Source organism: Treponema berlinense (assembly GCF_900167025.1).
Lineage (GTDB): Bacteria > Spirochaetota > Spirochaetia > Treponematales > Treponemataceae > Treponema_D > Treponema_D berlinense.
The window spans coordinates 168,221-184,160 of the sequence record NZ_FUXC01000003.1; the positions used below are offsets into that span (position 1 = coordinate 168,221).

Here is a 15,940-nt window from a genome sequence, read left to right on the forward strand (position 1 = left end):
CCGCCTTGTGTAACTTTTGCAAGCGAAAAAATGTTTTTTATGTAATTTGATTGTTTTCAGTTTTTAAAAATGATATAGTGAGAACGTTATGACTAAAAGAATGAATTGTACAGTCGGCAGTTTTGCCACGATTTTTTTAATTTTGCCGTTGTTTTTTTCTTGCGGTTCTGTGCCTAAAGAAATTCCGGAAATGACTTCGCAGGAATTGATTCAAAATGGACAGACGAATTTTGAAAACGGGAATTATAAAGCAGCTCTTGCTTATTACAACACTGCGGTTGAGCGTTTTTCTGATTGGGCAAATGTCTATATTGAAGCCCGTTATGAAATCGGACATGTTTTTATGAAGCAGAAAAAATACAATCTTGCAGAGCCAATTTTTAACGAGCTTTTGGATATTTATAAAAATTCAACGCCGGGAACTTATCCTGCCGCTTATAAAAAACTTGCAGAAATTGAACTTGCAAAAATTCCGCACAAAAAGGCTGAATAGATTTTTTTACGAAAAACTTACGCCCGATCGTAGCCATGCGAAGCAGCAGGTTGATTGTTTTTTATAAATTCGTTTTATTAAAGAAAAGTTTTTGCCGTTTAAAAAGCGAATTAAAAATGACAAAAATTTAACACCTGCCGAGGGCACTGAGTGGCGAAGAGCGGGTTAGACCGTGCAATGCCGTCCAAATTCTTATAATCCTTATCTTCCGCGCGCGCTTTTGTCGTCTGGAACGATGATTGCGTCAATTACGATATTTTTTGCTTTTGCTGTGTCGGCTACGAGTTGTTTTGTGTATTTGCCGGTTCCGCGTGGAGTTGGATGAGGTTCTGCGTCTCCAATCAAAATGATTTTTCTGTAGGCGTCTTTTCGCCATTTGTAAAATGTCAGGCTTGCAAAGAGCGCTTCGTAAACTGCTTCTGGAATGTCGCCGCCTTCGTTTCCGTAAATTACAAAACTGTTGAGGTTTTTTGTAAAGACATTTATGTCTTTTGTGAATTCGTAGCGTTTTACCGGAAGACCCATGAGCCGGTAAGTGTCGTTGTAGTCGCGGTAAAGTAGCAATCCGATTCTAAAATCTCCGAATTGTTTTATCTGTTCTGTCAGGCGGGGAATCCATTCTTCACGGAGTTTTTGAACGTCATCTTTCATGCTGCCTGTTGTGTCGATTGCAAAAACAACGTCAACCTTGTTTTTTGGCGAAATTCTTTCAATGCTTGCAGTTATGTCGTCTACGATTGAATCCGGACCTTTTGAAAAGCACATTTGTCCGCCGTTAAAATTTGCAATGTCGTTAAAACTTGCCGCTGCAGCCGGGTTGTAGTCGTCTGTAAGCACAATCGGCTCTTTGACCGGAGGTGGCAGTTCTTCTGGTTCTGGCAGTGGCTGGGGAGCAGGCTCTTGTTTTTTTGCTGGAAGCTCAACTTTTTTTTCTGGAATTTTTCCGAGATCGAACATAAAAGGGTTGTCCAAAAATGTTCCTGTGTAGTCGCCGTATTTTTTTGAAAAACTGCGAATGTTGATGAATGTTCCACGGTTGATTTTTAATTTTCCGTGGCGCGACCATTCGTAACCGTATTCGATTTCTGACGGAATATAAATATGAAAGGCTTGTCCAAACTGCTCGTCTGCTTGAGGCGTTGAGTCGATGAGAGAATATTTTGCAAATTCTGATTTTAGAGGTTTTCCGTTTAAATAGCGGATTTCGTCTCCGTTTATTGAATTGTATTCGAGAGCGCGGTAGGCGTAATTGTCCTGTGTTCCTGACGGGTCTTTTGTCGTTTCTGTGAGCATTATCGACTCAATTCCGGGCTTTTTTCTTATATAAAGATGATACCCTTCTGCATTTTCAAAATTTTTATTGTTCTCGTAAACGAGGCGAATGTCGCTTTCGGTTATTAAGAGAGATGAAGGTTGCGCTGGCATTGTCTGCGCAAAAATTCCGAAAAATCCATAAATCATTATAAAAAAAGAAAATGCAAGTTTTTTCATATTTTTAATATCGGAATTTTCATTTGTTGAATTTAGAACAATCTGTGATATACTAAAAAAAATTGGAAAATAATAAAGATATGCAGTCAGACTTTATAGAAAATGATTTTACTTCAATCGATTTAAGCGAATTTTTGGATACTCAGGAAATGGCCGAAGAAACAGAAGAAAGTGGAATTGTCGTTCTGACACAAAATCAAAAGGTTCTCTGCGATGAGTTAAATTCGCGGATTGCGCTCTATTCTCCGCAGCACAAGGAAATTTTTGACAAGAGAATGGCGGACTTAAAGAGGCTTGCTGTTGCAATTGCGGAATTTCCTTCATTGCTTTCCAGGGTAACTTTGACTTCTGAAACCAGGACTCCGCAGGATATTATTGAACTTCTTATTGATATTGATTCGGATTATGGAAAAACTTTTATCCAGCTTCCGAGCAAGGCAACTTTGGGAAAAGGATTTTTGACGGCAAAACTGCATACTTTTTCTTCGCTTGCAAAACTTGCGCTAAAAGTAAACAACAGCATGGAGTTAAAGACAAAACTTGATTCGACTGAAAAGGCTGAACCGGAAAAAATTGCAATTTCAAGCAAATTGATTCAGGCATTTAAAGACGAAACTGTTTCGATGATGTTTTTGCTTCTTGCGGAAGATGTTTACTTGAACCTGATAAAAGACGATTCTTTGAATGTGGATTTTAGACGTCAACTTGCGACTTCTCTCCTTCTTTTGTGGGAACACAGGGCGGATCAGAATATTTCGGACATTGCCCCGGTTTTGACAAGCGTCTGGAAGGCAAGGCGGACTTTGGCACCGGCTTTTGGAACGATGATGGGAACGAGCGAATTGATAATGTTTTCGTTCCAGATGGATGAAGTTTGGAGCAAATTTATCCGCACTCAGCTTGAAATTCCGGAAGTAAGCCAGGCAATGGAAGAGTTTTTGTTTGGAATTTCTTACGAGCAGATTCAAAAATTAAAACGCCTGCTCCGGGAAAAAGGAATCGGTTCAATCGGACGAGATGAAGTTTCAAAATTCTTAGGCGAAAAAGTAAAGACCGATGTAAGTGGCGATTATAAAGATTTTTACAGTCAATATTCAATCCGGCGCGACAATGCGCAGGCTCGAAAAAGGCTGAACCTTGAAGGACCGCACAGAACTTTGGAAGACCATTTTATCCGCTTTGTAATGGAACAGAATCGGGAGAAACAGAATAATGACAGTTTTGCAAAAGCAGACTAATAATACAGAAAAACAGCAGGACGGAAAGAAAATTCCGTATCACTTTGGAGAAAAAATCCGTACAGTCAGGGAGCGGAGCGGACTTACCTTAAAGGCTGTTGCTCAAAAAGCAGGAGTTTCGGAAAGTCTTGTAAGCCAAATTGAAAGAAATAAGGTGAGTCCTGCGATTGATACCCTTTTGACTCTTGCAGATGTTCTCGACATAAACCTTGAGTTTTTGTTCGAGGAATATCATAAAACACGTCCAGTCGAAGTTACTCATAAAAATGAGCGGAGGCAGATTGTTGAAGGCGATATTCTTTACGAGGAAATTGCCGGAGCGTCAAAAAATGACGGTCAGCACGCGCTTGAGTCTTACGAAATTACAATTCCTGTTGACGCAAAAACTTATCGTGGCTCTTACGGACATTTAGGAAAAGAAATCGGATATATTCTGGAAGGAAAATGCCAGCTTCATTACGAAAATTTTGTTTATGAGCTTCAGGCAGGCGACAGCGTTTCGTTTTCTGCAAATTCGCCGCATACTCTTGTAAATATCGGCGATACTGCGGTTCGGGCAATCTGGACTGTAACGCCTCCTCAGAGATTTATCCATTCTAAATAAAAAAAACTGGCGGTTTGACAGAAAAATTGAAGCCGACGCCTTTTTTGTTTTCCAAAAATGAAACTTAAATCAACGGATTTTAAAAAGACATATTTTATTCTTTTTTGCGCAGTTTTTTGTTTTTTTACGGGCTGTAGTTCTCTTTCTTCGTTAAAAAACGAGGCTTTTTCTGAACTTGATGAATCTTCCTATATTCCTGAAAAAATAGAATGGAAGAAAATAAATGCGCTTTCGGAATATTTTTTGTTTGAAAATAAAAACGTTCCTCTCCGCTATCATCTTGTAAAAATTGACCTTAGTTCGCAGAGTTTAAAAATTTCTGCTTATCCACTTAAAAAAAATGAACTTGGAAAAGGAATTTCTGCCGCGAGTTTTGCCAAAAAGTCCGGAAGTTTTGTTTCGATAAATACATCGCCGTTTAAGGGGCGTTTTTTTTCTAAACGCAAAATTGTCGGAATTCACAAAATTCGAGAACAAATATTGTCTGAAGAAAACGGACGATATTCTGCTCTAGGCTTTAAAACTGAAAAAGACGGAAGCTTAAAGGCTTTTGTTGCAAATCAAAATGAATTGAACAGTATAGAAGATTTTAATTACGTTTTTGGCGGATTTTTTGAAATCTTAAAAGATGATGAAGAAATCGAATTTTCGTATTCAAGCAGAAACAGCCGTACGGCAGCAGGGATTTCTTCTGACGGAAAAACGCTTTTTTTGCTTGTTGTTGAAGGCGAGAGAAAAAATTTAAGCCGGGGGCTTTCTTACGGCGAATGTGCAAAAATCCTTAAATCTGCAGGTTCTGCGGACGCACTGGAGTTTGACGGCGGAAGTTCTTCAAGCCTTTTTATTGACGGAAAAAATGTGCTTTTGTACCGGAATTTTAGAAAATGCGCGGCATTTTTTGGTTTTTGCACCTCTGGAAAATAAAACAGTCTTTTAAGTTGACGGTGATTTTTTTATAAAGTATAGTTTTATATATGGGTGTTGCAACAACTCAGCAGTTACAGCGGTATTATGACCAATATCGGGATACAGAAATTACTTTTACGAAAGATATTATTCGCGCGCTTGGTCTTGACCCTCGGCAAATTTATATAAAATGTAATCGCGGACAATGGCCTTGTATCATAAATTCGACTTCTTTTTTGCAGGCTAAGATTATTGTCGGCGCAAAAGGCGGTGCTTTTCAGGCTCTTTCTGACCAGTCAACTTCCGGCATAAATTTGCGCTTTTGTTTTCTCGAATCAGAAAATGATTTAATGAGTTTTTTTGTTGCAGGACATGTTACAAATATTGTTCCGTATATGAATTCGTCGGAACTCGCCGTAATTACGATTGCTTTTAACCAGCGTCCGCCAGACGATTTAATTGAGGCGGTTGGCCGTCTTCTTGAAGCAAATACAAATGCGGTACGTCGTCGCGAAGAAAGAATTTTAATCAACGAAAATTCTAAACGCAAACTCGGGCTTGTTCGTGAAGAGGCGATTGTTTTGATTCAAAACGTTCCTCGCCACTGTATTGTACGCAATTTGTCTTTTTCCGGGGCAAAGATTATACTTTTGGGACTTTCTCAATTTTTGACGAATAAACCTGCCCAGCTCAGACTTGAATTTGAAGATCCGAACGAAGTTATAACCCTTAACGGTGTGATTGTTTCTTCGGAAGTGATTGAAGGAAGAAAAGATATTGTTGCCTGCAGCATAACATTTGCAGATAAAATTGTTCCGCTTTCTTATAAATTGCATATAAATAACTTTTTGACGGCTGTAAGAAAAACCCAGCTTTCTGCAAGCGACCAGATTGCCCAGCAAAGGGCGATGCAGGCAAAGATGGCGGCTCAAAAACAAAATGCTCCTGCCAGTTCCCAGCCGGGGCAGACGGCTCAAAATGCTCCTGCGCAGACTGAAAAAACGCAGGCAAGTCAGCCGGAAACACCTGAAACAAATGGCAACGCTTAAAAAAGTTGCTTATGTGGCAGGGATTGTAGGGGCGGCGAAAGCCGTTGCGTTTAAGCGAAGCGTAGCAATGGAGCGGTAGCGGAACCCCGGAAAGCCCGTTTTTTTTACGAAGTAAAAAAAGCCACCCGAATTTAAAAATTAAGTTTTTATAAGGAAATATTTTTATGAAACCGACAGATCCACTTGAATCAGTTTATTTTATTGAATTACCGGAAGATTTTCATTTTACTCAAAAGGCAATGCCGATTGATCCGACAATTCCGCTTCCTGTGCAAAAAAAGGAAAAGGATGATCCTGGAACTTTTAATATGAAAGAATTGACGGAAGAGCAGATTCTTGCAGGTTTGCTTACTGTCATGGCTTACGACAGCGACAATAAAAATATTTTGTATTACCGTTCGATTCTTGGAAAGGCGCGCCCGAATTTGAAAAAAGAACTGACTGAAGCGGCGATTTTAAAGACAAAAAATCAGGATTACGATCTGGCGGAAGAAATTTACGCTTCTCTTCGCGGCTTTGATCCGGAAGATATTGCGACAATTTTGAATACAGCCCTCTTTTTTGATCAGCGCGCGGATTCGTACAGAACTTCCGGTCTTTATGACGATGCCGACGCTTACGATGCTGACGCGCTTTTTTATTACAGACAGGCGATGGATGCAGAGCCGGCTGTTCCGGATGCTTTTTTTAATGCTGGTTTTTATTATCTTAAAAAGCATAATTTTAAAGAAGCAAAAAGTTGTTTTGAAACTTATCTGGCGCTGACCTGCGAAATGACAGACGACGAAATGGGCGAGAATGGACTTTATAAAAAAAATCGCGCCCAGGAACTGTTAAATGAAATCAGCAACCGCAATATGGAAGATGATCATTTTAAGGCTGCTTACGATTTTATAAATAAGGGCGAAGTTGAAAAAGGGCTTGATGAAATTCGTGTCTTTTTGGAAAAAAATCCTGCGGTTTGGAATGCGTGGTTTATGCTTGGCTGGGGATTAAGACAGCAGAAAAGATACGAAGATGCTAAAAAAGCCTTTGAAAAAACTCTTACCCTCGAAGGCGGAAAAAGGGCCGACACCTACAATGAGCTTGCAATCTGCTTTATGGAAGAGCAGAATCTGCCAAAAGCAAAAGAAGCTTTGCAGACAGCGCTTTCTATTGAACCTGAAAATACAAAAATTATTTCTAATTTGGGATATTTGGCGCTAAAAGAAGGAAATCCTTCTGACGCTGCGGCGTATTTTCAGACTGTTCTTGAATATGATCCAAATGACAAGCTTGCTGCTGCAGAACTGCTAAAAATGGACGTATAAAAATGAAAAAAACAATTCTATTTTTGTTTGCAAATATTTTTATTTTTTCATTTTTTTCTTGTGCGCAGAAACTACCTGTTCAAAAATTGACGGTGACAACGCAGAAAAGAGGGCAGGTTTGTGTTCTTGCGGAAGTTGCAAAAACTCAGGCGCAGCGCAACCGCGGTTTTATGGAGCGCAAAAATATTCCGGCAGGAACAGGAATGATTTTTGTTTTTGAGCGCGACCAGATTTTGAGTTTTTGGATGAAGAATACGCCGCATCCGCTTTCGATTGCATACATCGACAGCACAGGCACAATCCGCGACATTTTCGACATGACGCCATTTTCGCTTTCTTCTGTGACAAGTACGGTAAGCGTAAGATATGCCCTCGAAGTTCCAAAGGGCTGGTTTGAGGAAAATGGAATAAAGACGGGCGATAAAGTTTCTCTGCCAGAATAGAATTAAAGGCTTTCTAAAAATTCATCTTTCGATTTTTCTTCGATTGTCTTTTGAACGTTGCCTTCATCGAGCATTTTTTGGAATTTTGCATTATCGATGTATTTTAAGGTAAGCGGACGTTCAAGGCTCATGATTATAGAATCATCTTGCCAGGCTGAGCGTTTCGGGCTTATCGAAGATGGATTTCCGTATTTTTTAGAAAGGCTTGTAAAAATTGAAGCGTGGTCGATTTTTTTTTCGTTTAAGTTGAGCGTAATCGAAAAAAGTTTATCATCAACAAACTGAAACCAGCAGCGCGTAAAAAAAGAATAGGCGTTTTTGGAAGCGTCAGTTTCGATTAAAACCTGTTTTGTTTTTGGAGAAAGGCTTACATCTCTGTCGCCTCGATAGCCAAAATCGGTGTTCTTTTTTAATTCTGATTTTACTTCGTCCACGCTCATTCCGAGTTCAATTGAACCGTAACCTTTCGGAAGAGCGGAGCAAAGCGCAGCGCAGCTAAAAAAAGCAAATGCGCAGAATGCAAAAAGTCTTATTTTTTTCATAAAAACTAACGTTCCTTGTGCTGTTTTCGGATAAAGGCACTTTGTTTTATAAGTTCAAGACAGTCTGGAACAAAGATTTTGTTTTCCGGCGAAAGTTTTATAACCGGCGAAAGTGAAAATTTCGGAACAAAGATGTTTTTTTCGTCCTGGCTAAGTCCGCACATAGCGGCAATATCCAAAGGAGTTAAATCTGTCTGATACGAAGTTTTGTTTTTTGGATCGATTGCAACCCGCGCTTTTTCAATCTGGAGAGCGAGCATATCGGTCATCTTGCTGATTGGGTCGCGAATCTGGCTGTTCAAAAGCTGCCTTTGCGTCTGAAAAAGCCTTTCTGCCAAGGTTGTTGTAAGTCTTGCAATAAGCTGCGGCTGGGTTTGAACCATCTGGTCAAAGTTCGAGCGGTTTACGGTCATAAGTGTGCAATCTTCTTCGGCAATTGCGCAGGCGGAGCGAGGTTTGTTTTCGAGAAGGGCCATTTCGCCAAACATGTCGCCTTTTTTCAGGATTGCAAGCGTAACTTCCGAACCGTCGACAACCTTTGAGATTTTTACGCGTCCCGACTGAATTATGAACATGTCGGCTCCGCTTTGCTGTTCAGACATGATCATCGTGTCTTTCGGGTATTTTCTGAGCAAATCCTGATTCGATTCAAAATAAACAGCCCTGCTTTTAGCTCTTAATGCGTTGAATCTGGTTTTTGCGAGAAGAACATTTATTCCAGCCGGATTGGCCTTTACATACTGATAATAAGCAAAAACGGCGATGCTCGGTTTATTCATCTTGTCGTAATAAGAAGCGACCCTGTAAATCTGTTCAGGACTTTGAGAAGCTGAATTATTTAAGGTTGCAAGAACGAGTGTGTCGTTCAAAAGCCGCATTCTGTTTGCAAAAGTGCGGATAATTTTCATGGCTACAGGAGTGTTTTTTTCGATAAGTTCAGGATATTGTTCGCGGCGGACAGAAATGCAGACAACGTCAGTAAGCGCAAGCACCGTGTCCATCTGCGAATGGTTCGACATGCAGGAAATTACGCCGATAAAGTCTCCAGGACCGAGCATTTCCTCTTTTTGACCGGGAATCGAATCCCCTCTATGAACGCGCACATTTCCGCATTGAATAATATAAAAAATATTATTCTGAGGACGTCCTTCGACTGTGATATACGAACCCTGCTTAAAATTTACGAACTGTAACTGAATCACGATTTTCCCCGCTTCTTAATCAAAAATTATAATGGATAATACGGAATTTGTAAGCCTTGAAAAATCAAAAATCAGGCAAAAATTATTTCCGGTTCAAGAAAAACTCCCTGTTTTTTAAGGACAGCTTCCTGTACAATTTCCACGAGTTCCAGAATATCAGCCGAACGCGCTTTTTGCTCCGGATTTATAATAAAATTCGCGTGCCAGGGCGCAATTTGAGCACCACCGACCGAAAATCCCTTAAAACCGCATTCATCAATCAGTTTTCCAGCGACAATTTTGCGTTCCGGGTCGTTTTTAAAGGCCGAGCCACAGCTTGGAGCGCGAAAATGCCCGAGTTCAGAGCGTTTTTGTTTTACCTGCAAGGAAAGTTCGTCGTCAAAACCCGAAGTTACTGAAAATTCCGCCGAAAGAATTATTTTTTTAGAAGAAGGGGAAAGCCTTCCCCCCGCTCCAACCGCTTCCGCGTTTTCCGCTTCCCCTTCGAGCGGGGGAAAATCCCCCGCAACGCCCCCTTTTTGCATTTTTTTGCAGGGCTGGAAAGGCGATTTTTTATAATCCCAGTCGTTTTTTTCAGTTTTATAAGTCAAAATCTTGTTTTTTTGAGTGTCAAAATATCTTACGCTTAAAAGCCTGTCAGAGGCTGCAAGACCAAAGCAGCAGGCGTTCATAAAAACAGCTCCGCCTGTAGTTCCGCTCAGCGCAGTAAAAGCTTCTAATCCGCCAAGGTTGTTTTTTTTGCAAAAATTAAGGACAGAACCCCAGCCTGTTCCTGCAGAACAAACAATTCTGTCGTTTTCTAAAAGTTGTACAGATTCGTCTTTTCCGAGTTTTCTTGTGCAAATAACAAGATTAAGTCCTTCATCCGGAAAAACAACATTGCTTCCACCGCCAGCCAAAAAATATTTTAAACCGCAACTGGCGGCAGCATCTAAAGCTAAAATGAGGCTTTTTTCGTCAAAAGGTTCCAAAAAAAGTTCCGCTCTGCCGCCGACGTGCATAGAACTGTGGCCTGCAAGAAGCTCGCCGGTTTTTATTTCGCCAAAAAAATTATTTTTTAAAAGAATATCCTTAAAAGCAAGATTTTTCATAAAAAAATTATAGCAGAAAAAAGCCGTGCAAACTATGAGCGTTTTGATATTTATTGTTTTTTCGCAATAATTGAATAGAAATCTCAATTGTTTTAGTATATATGTGAAAATTTGAGTTTTCGGTCTGTTGCAAAACCACAACACCAAATACATAAATTAAGTTTTCTGGAGAAAAATATGGCACTTAGACTTTTTAACACAATGGGTCGCAAAATGGAAGAATTTGTTCCTGTTGATCCGAATAAAAAATATGTCGGTTTTTATGGCTGCGGACCGACAGTTTACAACTACGCCCACATTGGAAACCTTCGCGCTTACGTTTTTCTGGATATTCTGGACAAAACTTTGACTTATTTGGGTTACGACATTAAGCATGTCATGAATATTACGGACGTTGGTCATTTGACAGGAGATGCTGACGACGGCGAAGATAAAATGGTAAAAACTGCTGAAGAGCGCCATCAGAGCGTTCTCGACGTTGCAAAATTTTACACGGACGCTTTTATGTCCGACATTGACGCGCTCAATATTCGCCATCCTGATGTTATCTGCAAGGCGACCGAGCATATTTCGGATATGATTGAGCTTATAAAAAAAATCGAAGCTAACGGCCACACTTATACTGCCGGCGGAAACCTTTATTTTGACATTTCGACTTTTCCTGGTTACGGAGATCTCGCAAATTTAAATCTTGACGAATTAAAGGCAGGCGCCGGAAGACGCAAGCTTTCGATTATCGACGAAAATAAACGAAATCCGGGCGACTTTGTTTTATGGTTTACAAAATCAAAATTTGAAAATCAGGCGATGACTTGGGACAGTCCGTGGGGACGCGGTTATCCTGGCTGGCATATTGAGTGTTCGGCTATGAGTATGAAATATCTTGGAAAGCACATCGACATTCACACTGGCGGAGTTGACCACATTCCTGTCCACCACACAAACGAAATTGCGCAGTCAGAAGGAAGTTTTTCGGCTGAAGAAAGGGCTGAAGGTCCGTGGGTAAAATACTGGCTTCATAATGAATTTCTGGTAATCGAAGGCGGAAACAAAATGTCGAAGTCTTCTGGAAATTTCTTACGGTTGCAGACTCTTCTGGACAAAGGTTATGACGCCCTCGACTACAGATTTTTTCTTTTGGGCGGACACTACCGCAAGCAGATTTATTTTTCTTGGGACGCGATGGACGGTGCAAAAAATGGACGCGCGGCTTTGAATGAACGCGTTGCCAAACTTATTCTAAAAGCAAAAGATGAAGGACTGGAACTTACAAAAGAAAATTTTGCCGAAAAACTCGCCTCTATCGCCGAAAAATTGCACAAGGACGGCGAAAGCGAAAATCTTAAAAAATTCCGCGAAGGCCTCGAAAACGACCTTTTGACTCCAGTTGCAATGGCAGCAATGCAGAAAGAAACAAACGGAAAAGGCCGGGCTGCAGTTGACTGTCTTGCCGATATTTTTACGATGGACAAAGTTCTTTCGCTCAAAGTGATTGAAAACGCAATCGAAGTTGCAAAAAAACTCGAAAAAGAATCATCTGCGCATTTGGACGACCACGCAGGCGACAGCGAAGCTGCAGAGATTACTGCTCTTGTTGAAGAACGCACTGCGGCAAAAAAAGCAAAGGATTTTGCAAAAGCCGACCAGATCCGCAACGACCTTGCAGCCCGCGGAATTACAATTATAGACACGCCGCAGGGACCAACCTGGAAACGAAATTAAAATAAACTGAAAATAAGATTTTTCTTATTTTTCCTGTAACTTTTTGAGGCAAAGATGATTTCTAATAATGTGGAAGCCAGTGAAAAACCGTTGAATGCTGCAAACTCCGCGGATTTTCGCCGCATTTACAATGAAACTATGATTCTTCTCTTTAAAGTTTCGTGGCGTATTGTAAATGATGAAGATGCAGCGGAAGACATTGTTCACGATTCTTACATAAAGGCCAGCGAGAAAAAAATGTCGTTTCCTACAATGAACGACGCAAAATTCTGGCTTATAAGGGTAGTAAAAAATGCTTCGCTGAATTATGCGCTCCGTAAAAAAAGAGAAAGAACTGCTTATAAAAAGGCTCTTTACGAAGACAGACGTCAACAGACTTCCGGCGAAACAGATTTGTTAAGGCAGGAAACTCAAAAAATCGCGCTTGCCGCCTTGAAAAAACTGCCTAAAACATTAAAAGAGGTAATCATTCTTCGTGAATACGGAGATTTGAATTATAAAGAAATCGGAAAAGTTTTGGGAATTACGGAAGGAAATGTAAAAATTCGCATGTTCCGTGCCCGAGAACAACTGGAAAAACTCATTGGAGGCGATGATGTCTACTTGTCCTGAAAAAGATCTTCATTCAATTTATCTCGATGGCGAACTCCCGGAAGAATTTTTAAAGGAATACGAAACCCATGTTGCAGGTTGCGAAAAATGTCAGGCCGAGCTCGAAAAACTTAAAAAGGTTTCTGTTCCTTTTAGGGAAGATGCTCTTTCTGTAAAACTTGACCAGACCTATCTTGATCAGAGTTTTGCCCGCCTCCAGACAAAGATGCGCTTTAAGGAAACAGCTGAGCGCTGCGAAAAGTCATACATTATTCGGCCGTACATAAAATGGGTGAGCGGTTTTGCGGCTGCTGCCGCGGTTTTTGCGGTTATTGTAACTCCGCTCAGTTTAAAATCAAATTCAAAAGAACAGAAAGAACTTACTGCCATTGCCCGAACCCAGATAAAGCCGATACAAGAAAGCAGGGTTGTAGTTGATGGAAATTTAGACAGCTTAAAAATTTCTACGGCTCTCAGTTCTGCCAAACAGATTGAAGAAAAAACTGAATCAAAAGAAGAAAATGCCGATTTGCAGGTTCTAAATCCAAACCAGAAGGTTGTTTCGGCTACAAGCCTTGCTTCAAATTTGAATGACAGTTTTAACGATATTGATGTTTTTCGCCCGGACTTTAACAATTCGTCCGTCTCTGTTAGAATAGAAGTTCCACGTATGCAAACTATTCCAATGAGGAAGGCAGAAAAAATTGAAAATCGCTGAAAAATTTTCAGTTCTTTTTAGAAAATATCCTTTATTCAGAACTTGTTCGATAATTTTTGCAATTCTTTTTGTCCTTGGTTTTGTTTCTATCATAACATATCAGGCCAGAAAAATTCCGCAGATTGATTCTATTGTTCCGTCCGTAGGTTCTCCTGGTGACGTTATGGTAATTGCGGGGCGAAATTTTGGCAGCCTAAAAAATTCTTCTGACTTTGTAGAAGTCGGCGGTTCAAGAATTACGGCCTCTGGCTATCTTGAATGGACAGACGAACACATAAAACTCATTTTGCCGTCAAATGTTCAGGACGGGCTTGTAATTGTTTCAACAAAAGCCGGACAGTCAAAACCTGGATTTTTTGCAAATGAGGCAGGAATTCCTGTCGAAGTTCCGCCAGATACAAAAACAACAATGCCTGTAATTTCTTCAGTTTCTCCAGAATCAGCTTTTGTAGGGCAGCTGCTTGTTTTGAGCGGAACAAATTTTGGAACAGTCCGCAGCAATTCAAAAATCTTCTTTACGGCAAATTTGCCTGAAAATTCGACTTCTTCCGACGACATTGCCTTTATCGAAGCGGCCGGCGAAGATTACGACTACGAATATTGGAGCAACAGCGAAATTCACGTAAGAGTTCCAAACGGCGCTGCCAGCGGACACATTTACGTTCAGACAGAAAAAGGAACGAGCAATTATGCAGGGGTAAATTTAAAATCTACGCTCGGAACAAAAAAATATTCTGACAAAAAAACATATTTAATTCACCTAAACACAGATATAGACGACATAAATTCAAAATCAAATACGACACTTTCTCTGCACGTTCCGCGGCCTGTAAAAAACTCACGGCAGCCTTTTGTTCAGATGACGGAATGTGCTCCTGAGCCGGTTTTTGAAAATTATCAGGACACGGTAATTCATCAAACTGAACTTTCAAAAACGTCTTCAAAAAAACTTACTTTTACTCATAATTTTGTTGTTGAAGATTACGCGGTTCAAACCAAGGTTAACGTAAAAAATGTAAAACCTTTTGCCGCAAAATCGCGGGTTCTTTACACGGCATTTACAAAACCGGATGAAGTTATTGCTTCGGAAGATGAAGATTTTGTCGGCCTTGCAAAAAAAATCGTCAAAAAAGAAACAAATCCGTATCTTCAGGCAAAGATGATTTACGAATATATGCTTGAAAACTTTGCGGTTACAAAAAAACTCAGAAAACCAGGCTCGGAAGTAAAAGACTTGCTCGAAGACAAAAAAGGCGATTCTTACGACTTTGCAATTGTCTACACGACACTTTTGCGCGCCTTAAAAATTCCATGCCTTCCTGTTGCCGGAATTCTTGTCGATTCTGATATGCGGGCTTTTTCGCACTGGTGGAGCGAGTTTTACATAGAAAATTTTGGCTGGATTCCGGTCGACATTGCCCTTGGCTCTGGACTTGAATATAAATCGTTTAAAAATGTTGAAGATCCTAAGACTTTTTATTTTGGCAATATCGACAGCCAGCACATTATTTTTTCGCGCGGATACAACGAAGTTAAGCCGACACTTTCTGGCGGACACATTGTAAGCCGCGACAGAACTTTCGCAGTTCAGTCAATTTGGGAAGAATCTTCTGCAGGAACCGTAAACTACAGTTCTCTGTGGAATGAACCGGTAATTGCCGGAGTATATTAAGTGCATCTCTAAGAATTTCGGTTTTTAGAGGTTTCATAAAAAATTTGTGGAGGACAAAATGTCTGTAAAAGTTTTGTCGGTTGGAGGCTCGATTGTAGCTCCAGAAGGACCTGATGTTGAATTCGTAAAAAAATTTGTTTCGCTCATCAAACAGTATCTTGCGGAACACAAGGAAGATAAACTGATTTTTGTAGTCGGCGGTGGCGGTCCGGCACGAATTTATCAAAATGCATTCCGCGCAGTAACAGAAACTTCTCCGGACAGCTCAACAGAAGCGGCTGACTGGATTGGAATTATGGCAACAAGGCTCAACGCGCAGTTTGTAAAGGCAAGTTTTGGCGACTTATGCCGCGAAGCGGTTGTGACCGATCCTACAGTTGCAGAAGAATTCACAGGTTCAGTTTTGCTTGCGGCAGGCTGGAAACCAGGTTTTTCGACCGACAACGACGCAGTACTTCTTGCAGAAAAATTCGGCGCAAAGACAGTCGTAAATTTGAGCAATATCGAAAAAGTTTATACAGACGATCCTCGCAAAAACCCGGACGCAACTCCAATTGACGAAATTTCCTGGGCAGATTTTAGAAAAATTGTCGGCGACGAGTGGACTCCTGGCAAAAATTGTCCTTTTGACCCGATTGCTTCAAAAAAAGCGCAGTCGCTTGGTCTTACAGTAATTTGTGCCGGCGGAAAAAATCTTGAGAACATAAAGGCGATTCTCGAAGACAAAAATTATGTTGGAACAACAATCCGCGGATAAAAATTAAAAAATAAAATAAGGGCGACATTTTGCATAAAAATGCCGCCTTTTTTGTCTGCGTCCTTCAATTCTTTATAACCGGCCGCTTTGGGTTCGCTGACCGCTCATTGC

16 protein-coding genes are annotated in these 15,940 nt (G+C 40.6%); 12 read left to right on the forward strand and 4 right to left on the reverse strand.

Translation table 11 applies throughout. From position 1 onward, the window contains the following. Nucleotides 1-88: 88 nt before the first annotated feature. Nucleotides 89-493 (forward strand): outer membrane protein assembly factor BamD, encoded by a 405-nt coding sequence (locus tag B5D47_RS04190; protein ID WP_078930577.1) that lies wholly within the window; start codon nt 89-91, stop codon nt 491-493. Between the two features lie 201 nt (nt 494-694). Here B5D47_RS04190 and B5D47_RS04195 read toward each other — a convergent pair whose 3' ends face one another. After that, a complete protein-coding gene (locus B5D47_RS04195; protein WP_078930578.1) occupies nt 695-1,984 on the reverse strand; it encodes a vWA domain-containing protein in 1,290 nt (429 codons plus the stop codon). Nucleotides 1,985-2,046: 62 nt separating this feature from the next. Here B5D47_RS04195 and B5D47_RS04200 point away from each other — a divergent pair, with 62 nt between their 5' ends. The 6 genes from B5D47_RS04200 (at nt 2,047) to B5D47_RS04225 (ending at nt 7,534) form a co-directional block, all read left to right on the forward strand. Continuing rightward, nucleotides 2,047-3,222: a hypothetical protein gene (locus B5D47_RS04200; RefSeq protein WP_234969893.1), complete on the forward strand. Its 1,176-nt coding sequence runs from the start codon at nt 2,047-2,049 to the stop codon at nt 3,220-3,222. Next, nucleotides 3,197-3,826 carry a helix-turn-helix domain-containing protein gene (locus B5D47_RS04205; RefSeq protein WP_078930580.1) on the forward strand — a complete coding sequence of 210 codons (630 nt, stop codon included), beginning with the start codon at nt 3,197-3,199 and terminating at the stop codon, nt 3,824-3,826. Before B5D47_RS04200 ends, B5D47_RS04205 begins: the two co-directional genes overlap by 26 nt. 57 nt (nt 3,827-3,883) lie before the next feature. Next, the gene (locus B5D47_RS04210; RefSeq protein ID WP_078930581.1) at nt 3,884-4,750 is read left to right on the forward strand and encodes a phosphodiester glycosidase family protein; all 867 of its coding nucleotides are present in this window, start codon (nt 3,884-3,886) and stop codon (nt 4,748-4,750) included. A gap of 50 nt (nt 4,751-4,800) precedes the next feature. Next, nucleotides 4,801-5,781, forward strand: coding sequence for a PilZ domain-containing protein (locus tag B5D47_RS04215; RefSeq protein ID WP_200806545.1), 981 nt, complete (start codon nt 4,801-4,803; stop codon nt 5,779-5,781). Between the two features lie 164 nt (nt 5,782-5,945). Further along, nucleotides 5,946-7,091, forward strand: coding sequence for a tetratricopeptide repeat protein (locus tag B5D47_RS04220; RefSeq protein ID WP_078930582.1), 1,146 nt, complete (start codon nt 5,946-5,948; stop codon nt 7,089-7,091). Between the two features lie 2 nt (nt 7,092-7,093). After that, entirely contained in the window at nt 7,094-7,534 is a 441-nt protein-coding gene (locus B5D47_RS04225) for a DUF192 domain-containing protein (protein WP_078930583.1), read from the forward strand. Between the two features lie 2 nt (nt 7,535-7,536). On the opposite strand, the gene B5D47_RS04230 is transcribed toward B5D47_RS04225, so the two are convergent. The 3 genes from B5D47_RS04230 to murB form a co-directional block, all read right to left on the reverse strand. After that, complete coding sequence (locus B5D47_RS04230) at nt 7,537-8,076, reverse strand: hypothetical protein (protein ID WP_234969894.1); 540 nt, start codon at nt 8,074-8,076, stop codon at nt 7,537-7,539. Between the two features lie 5 nt (nt 8,077-8,081). Further along, a complete protein-coding gene (locus B5D47_RS04235) occupies nt 8,082-9,278 on the reverse strand; it encodes a Crp/Fnr family transcriptional regulator (protein WP_078930584.1) in 1,197 nt (398 codons plus the stop codon). A 71-nt stretch (nt 9,279-9,349) separates the two neighbouring features. Beyond that, complete coding sequence (murB, locus tag B5D47_RS04240; RefSeq protein ID WP_159443483.1) at nt 9,350-10,369, reverse strand: UDP-N-acetylmuramate dehydrogenase; 1,020 nt, start codon at nt 10,367-10,369, stop codon at nt 9,350-9,352. A gap of 177 nt (nt 10,370-10,546) precedes the next feature. On the opposite strand from murB, the gene cysS reads away from it, so the two are divergent. The 5 genes from cysS to pyrH are packed head-to-tail and all read left to right on the forward strand — an operon-like array spanning nt 10,547 to nt 15,829. After that, nucleotides 10,547-12,091, forward strand: a complete 1,545-nt coding sequence (cysS, locus tag B5D47_RS04245) for a cysteine--tRNA ligase (RefSeq protein WP_078930586.1) — start codon at nt 10,547-10,549, stop codon at nt 12,089-12,091. Between the two features lie 54 nt (nt 12,092-12,145). Then, nucleotides 12,146-12,703, forward strand: a complete 558-nt coding sequence (locus B5D47_RS04250; RefSeq protein WP_078930587.1) for an RNA polymerase sigma factor — start codon at nt 12,146-12,148, stop codon at nt 12,701-12,703. Then, nucleotides 12,684-13,400 carry an anti-sigma factor family protein gene (locus B5D47_RS04255; RefSeq protein WP_143592604.1) on the forward strand — a complete coding sequence of 239 codons (717 nt, stop codon included), beginning with the start codon at nt 12,684-12,686 and terminating at the stop codon, nt 13,398-13,400. The genes B5D47_RS04250 and B5D47_RS04255 overlap by 20 nt, the downstream gene beginning before the upstream one ends. Then, nucleotides 13,387-15,072, forward strand: a complete 1,686-nt coding sequence (locus B5D47_RS04260; RefSeq protein ID WP_078930589.1) for a transglutaminase domain-containing protein — start codon at nt 13,387-13,389, stop codon at nt 15,070-15,072. The genes B5D47_RS04255 and B5D47_RS04260 overlap by 14 nt, the downstream gene beginning before the upstream one ends. A gap of 58 nt (nt 15,073-15,130) precedes the next feature. Continuing rightward, nucleotides 15,131-15,829 carry a UMP kinase gene (pyrH, locus tag B5D47_RS04265; RefSeq protein ID WP_078930590.1) on the forward strand — a complete coding sequence of 233 codons (699 nt, stop codon included), beginning with the start codon at nt 15,131-15,133 and terminating at the stop codon, nt 15,827-15,829. Nucleotides 15,830-15,940: the final 111 nt, after the last annotated feature.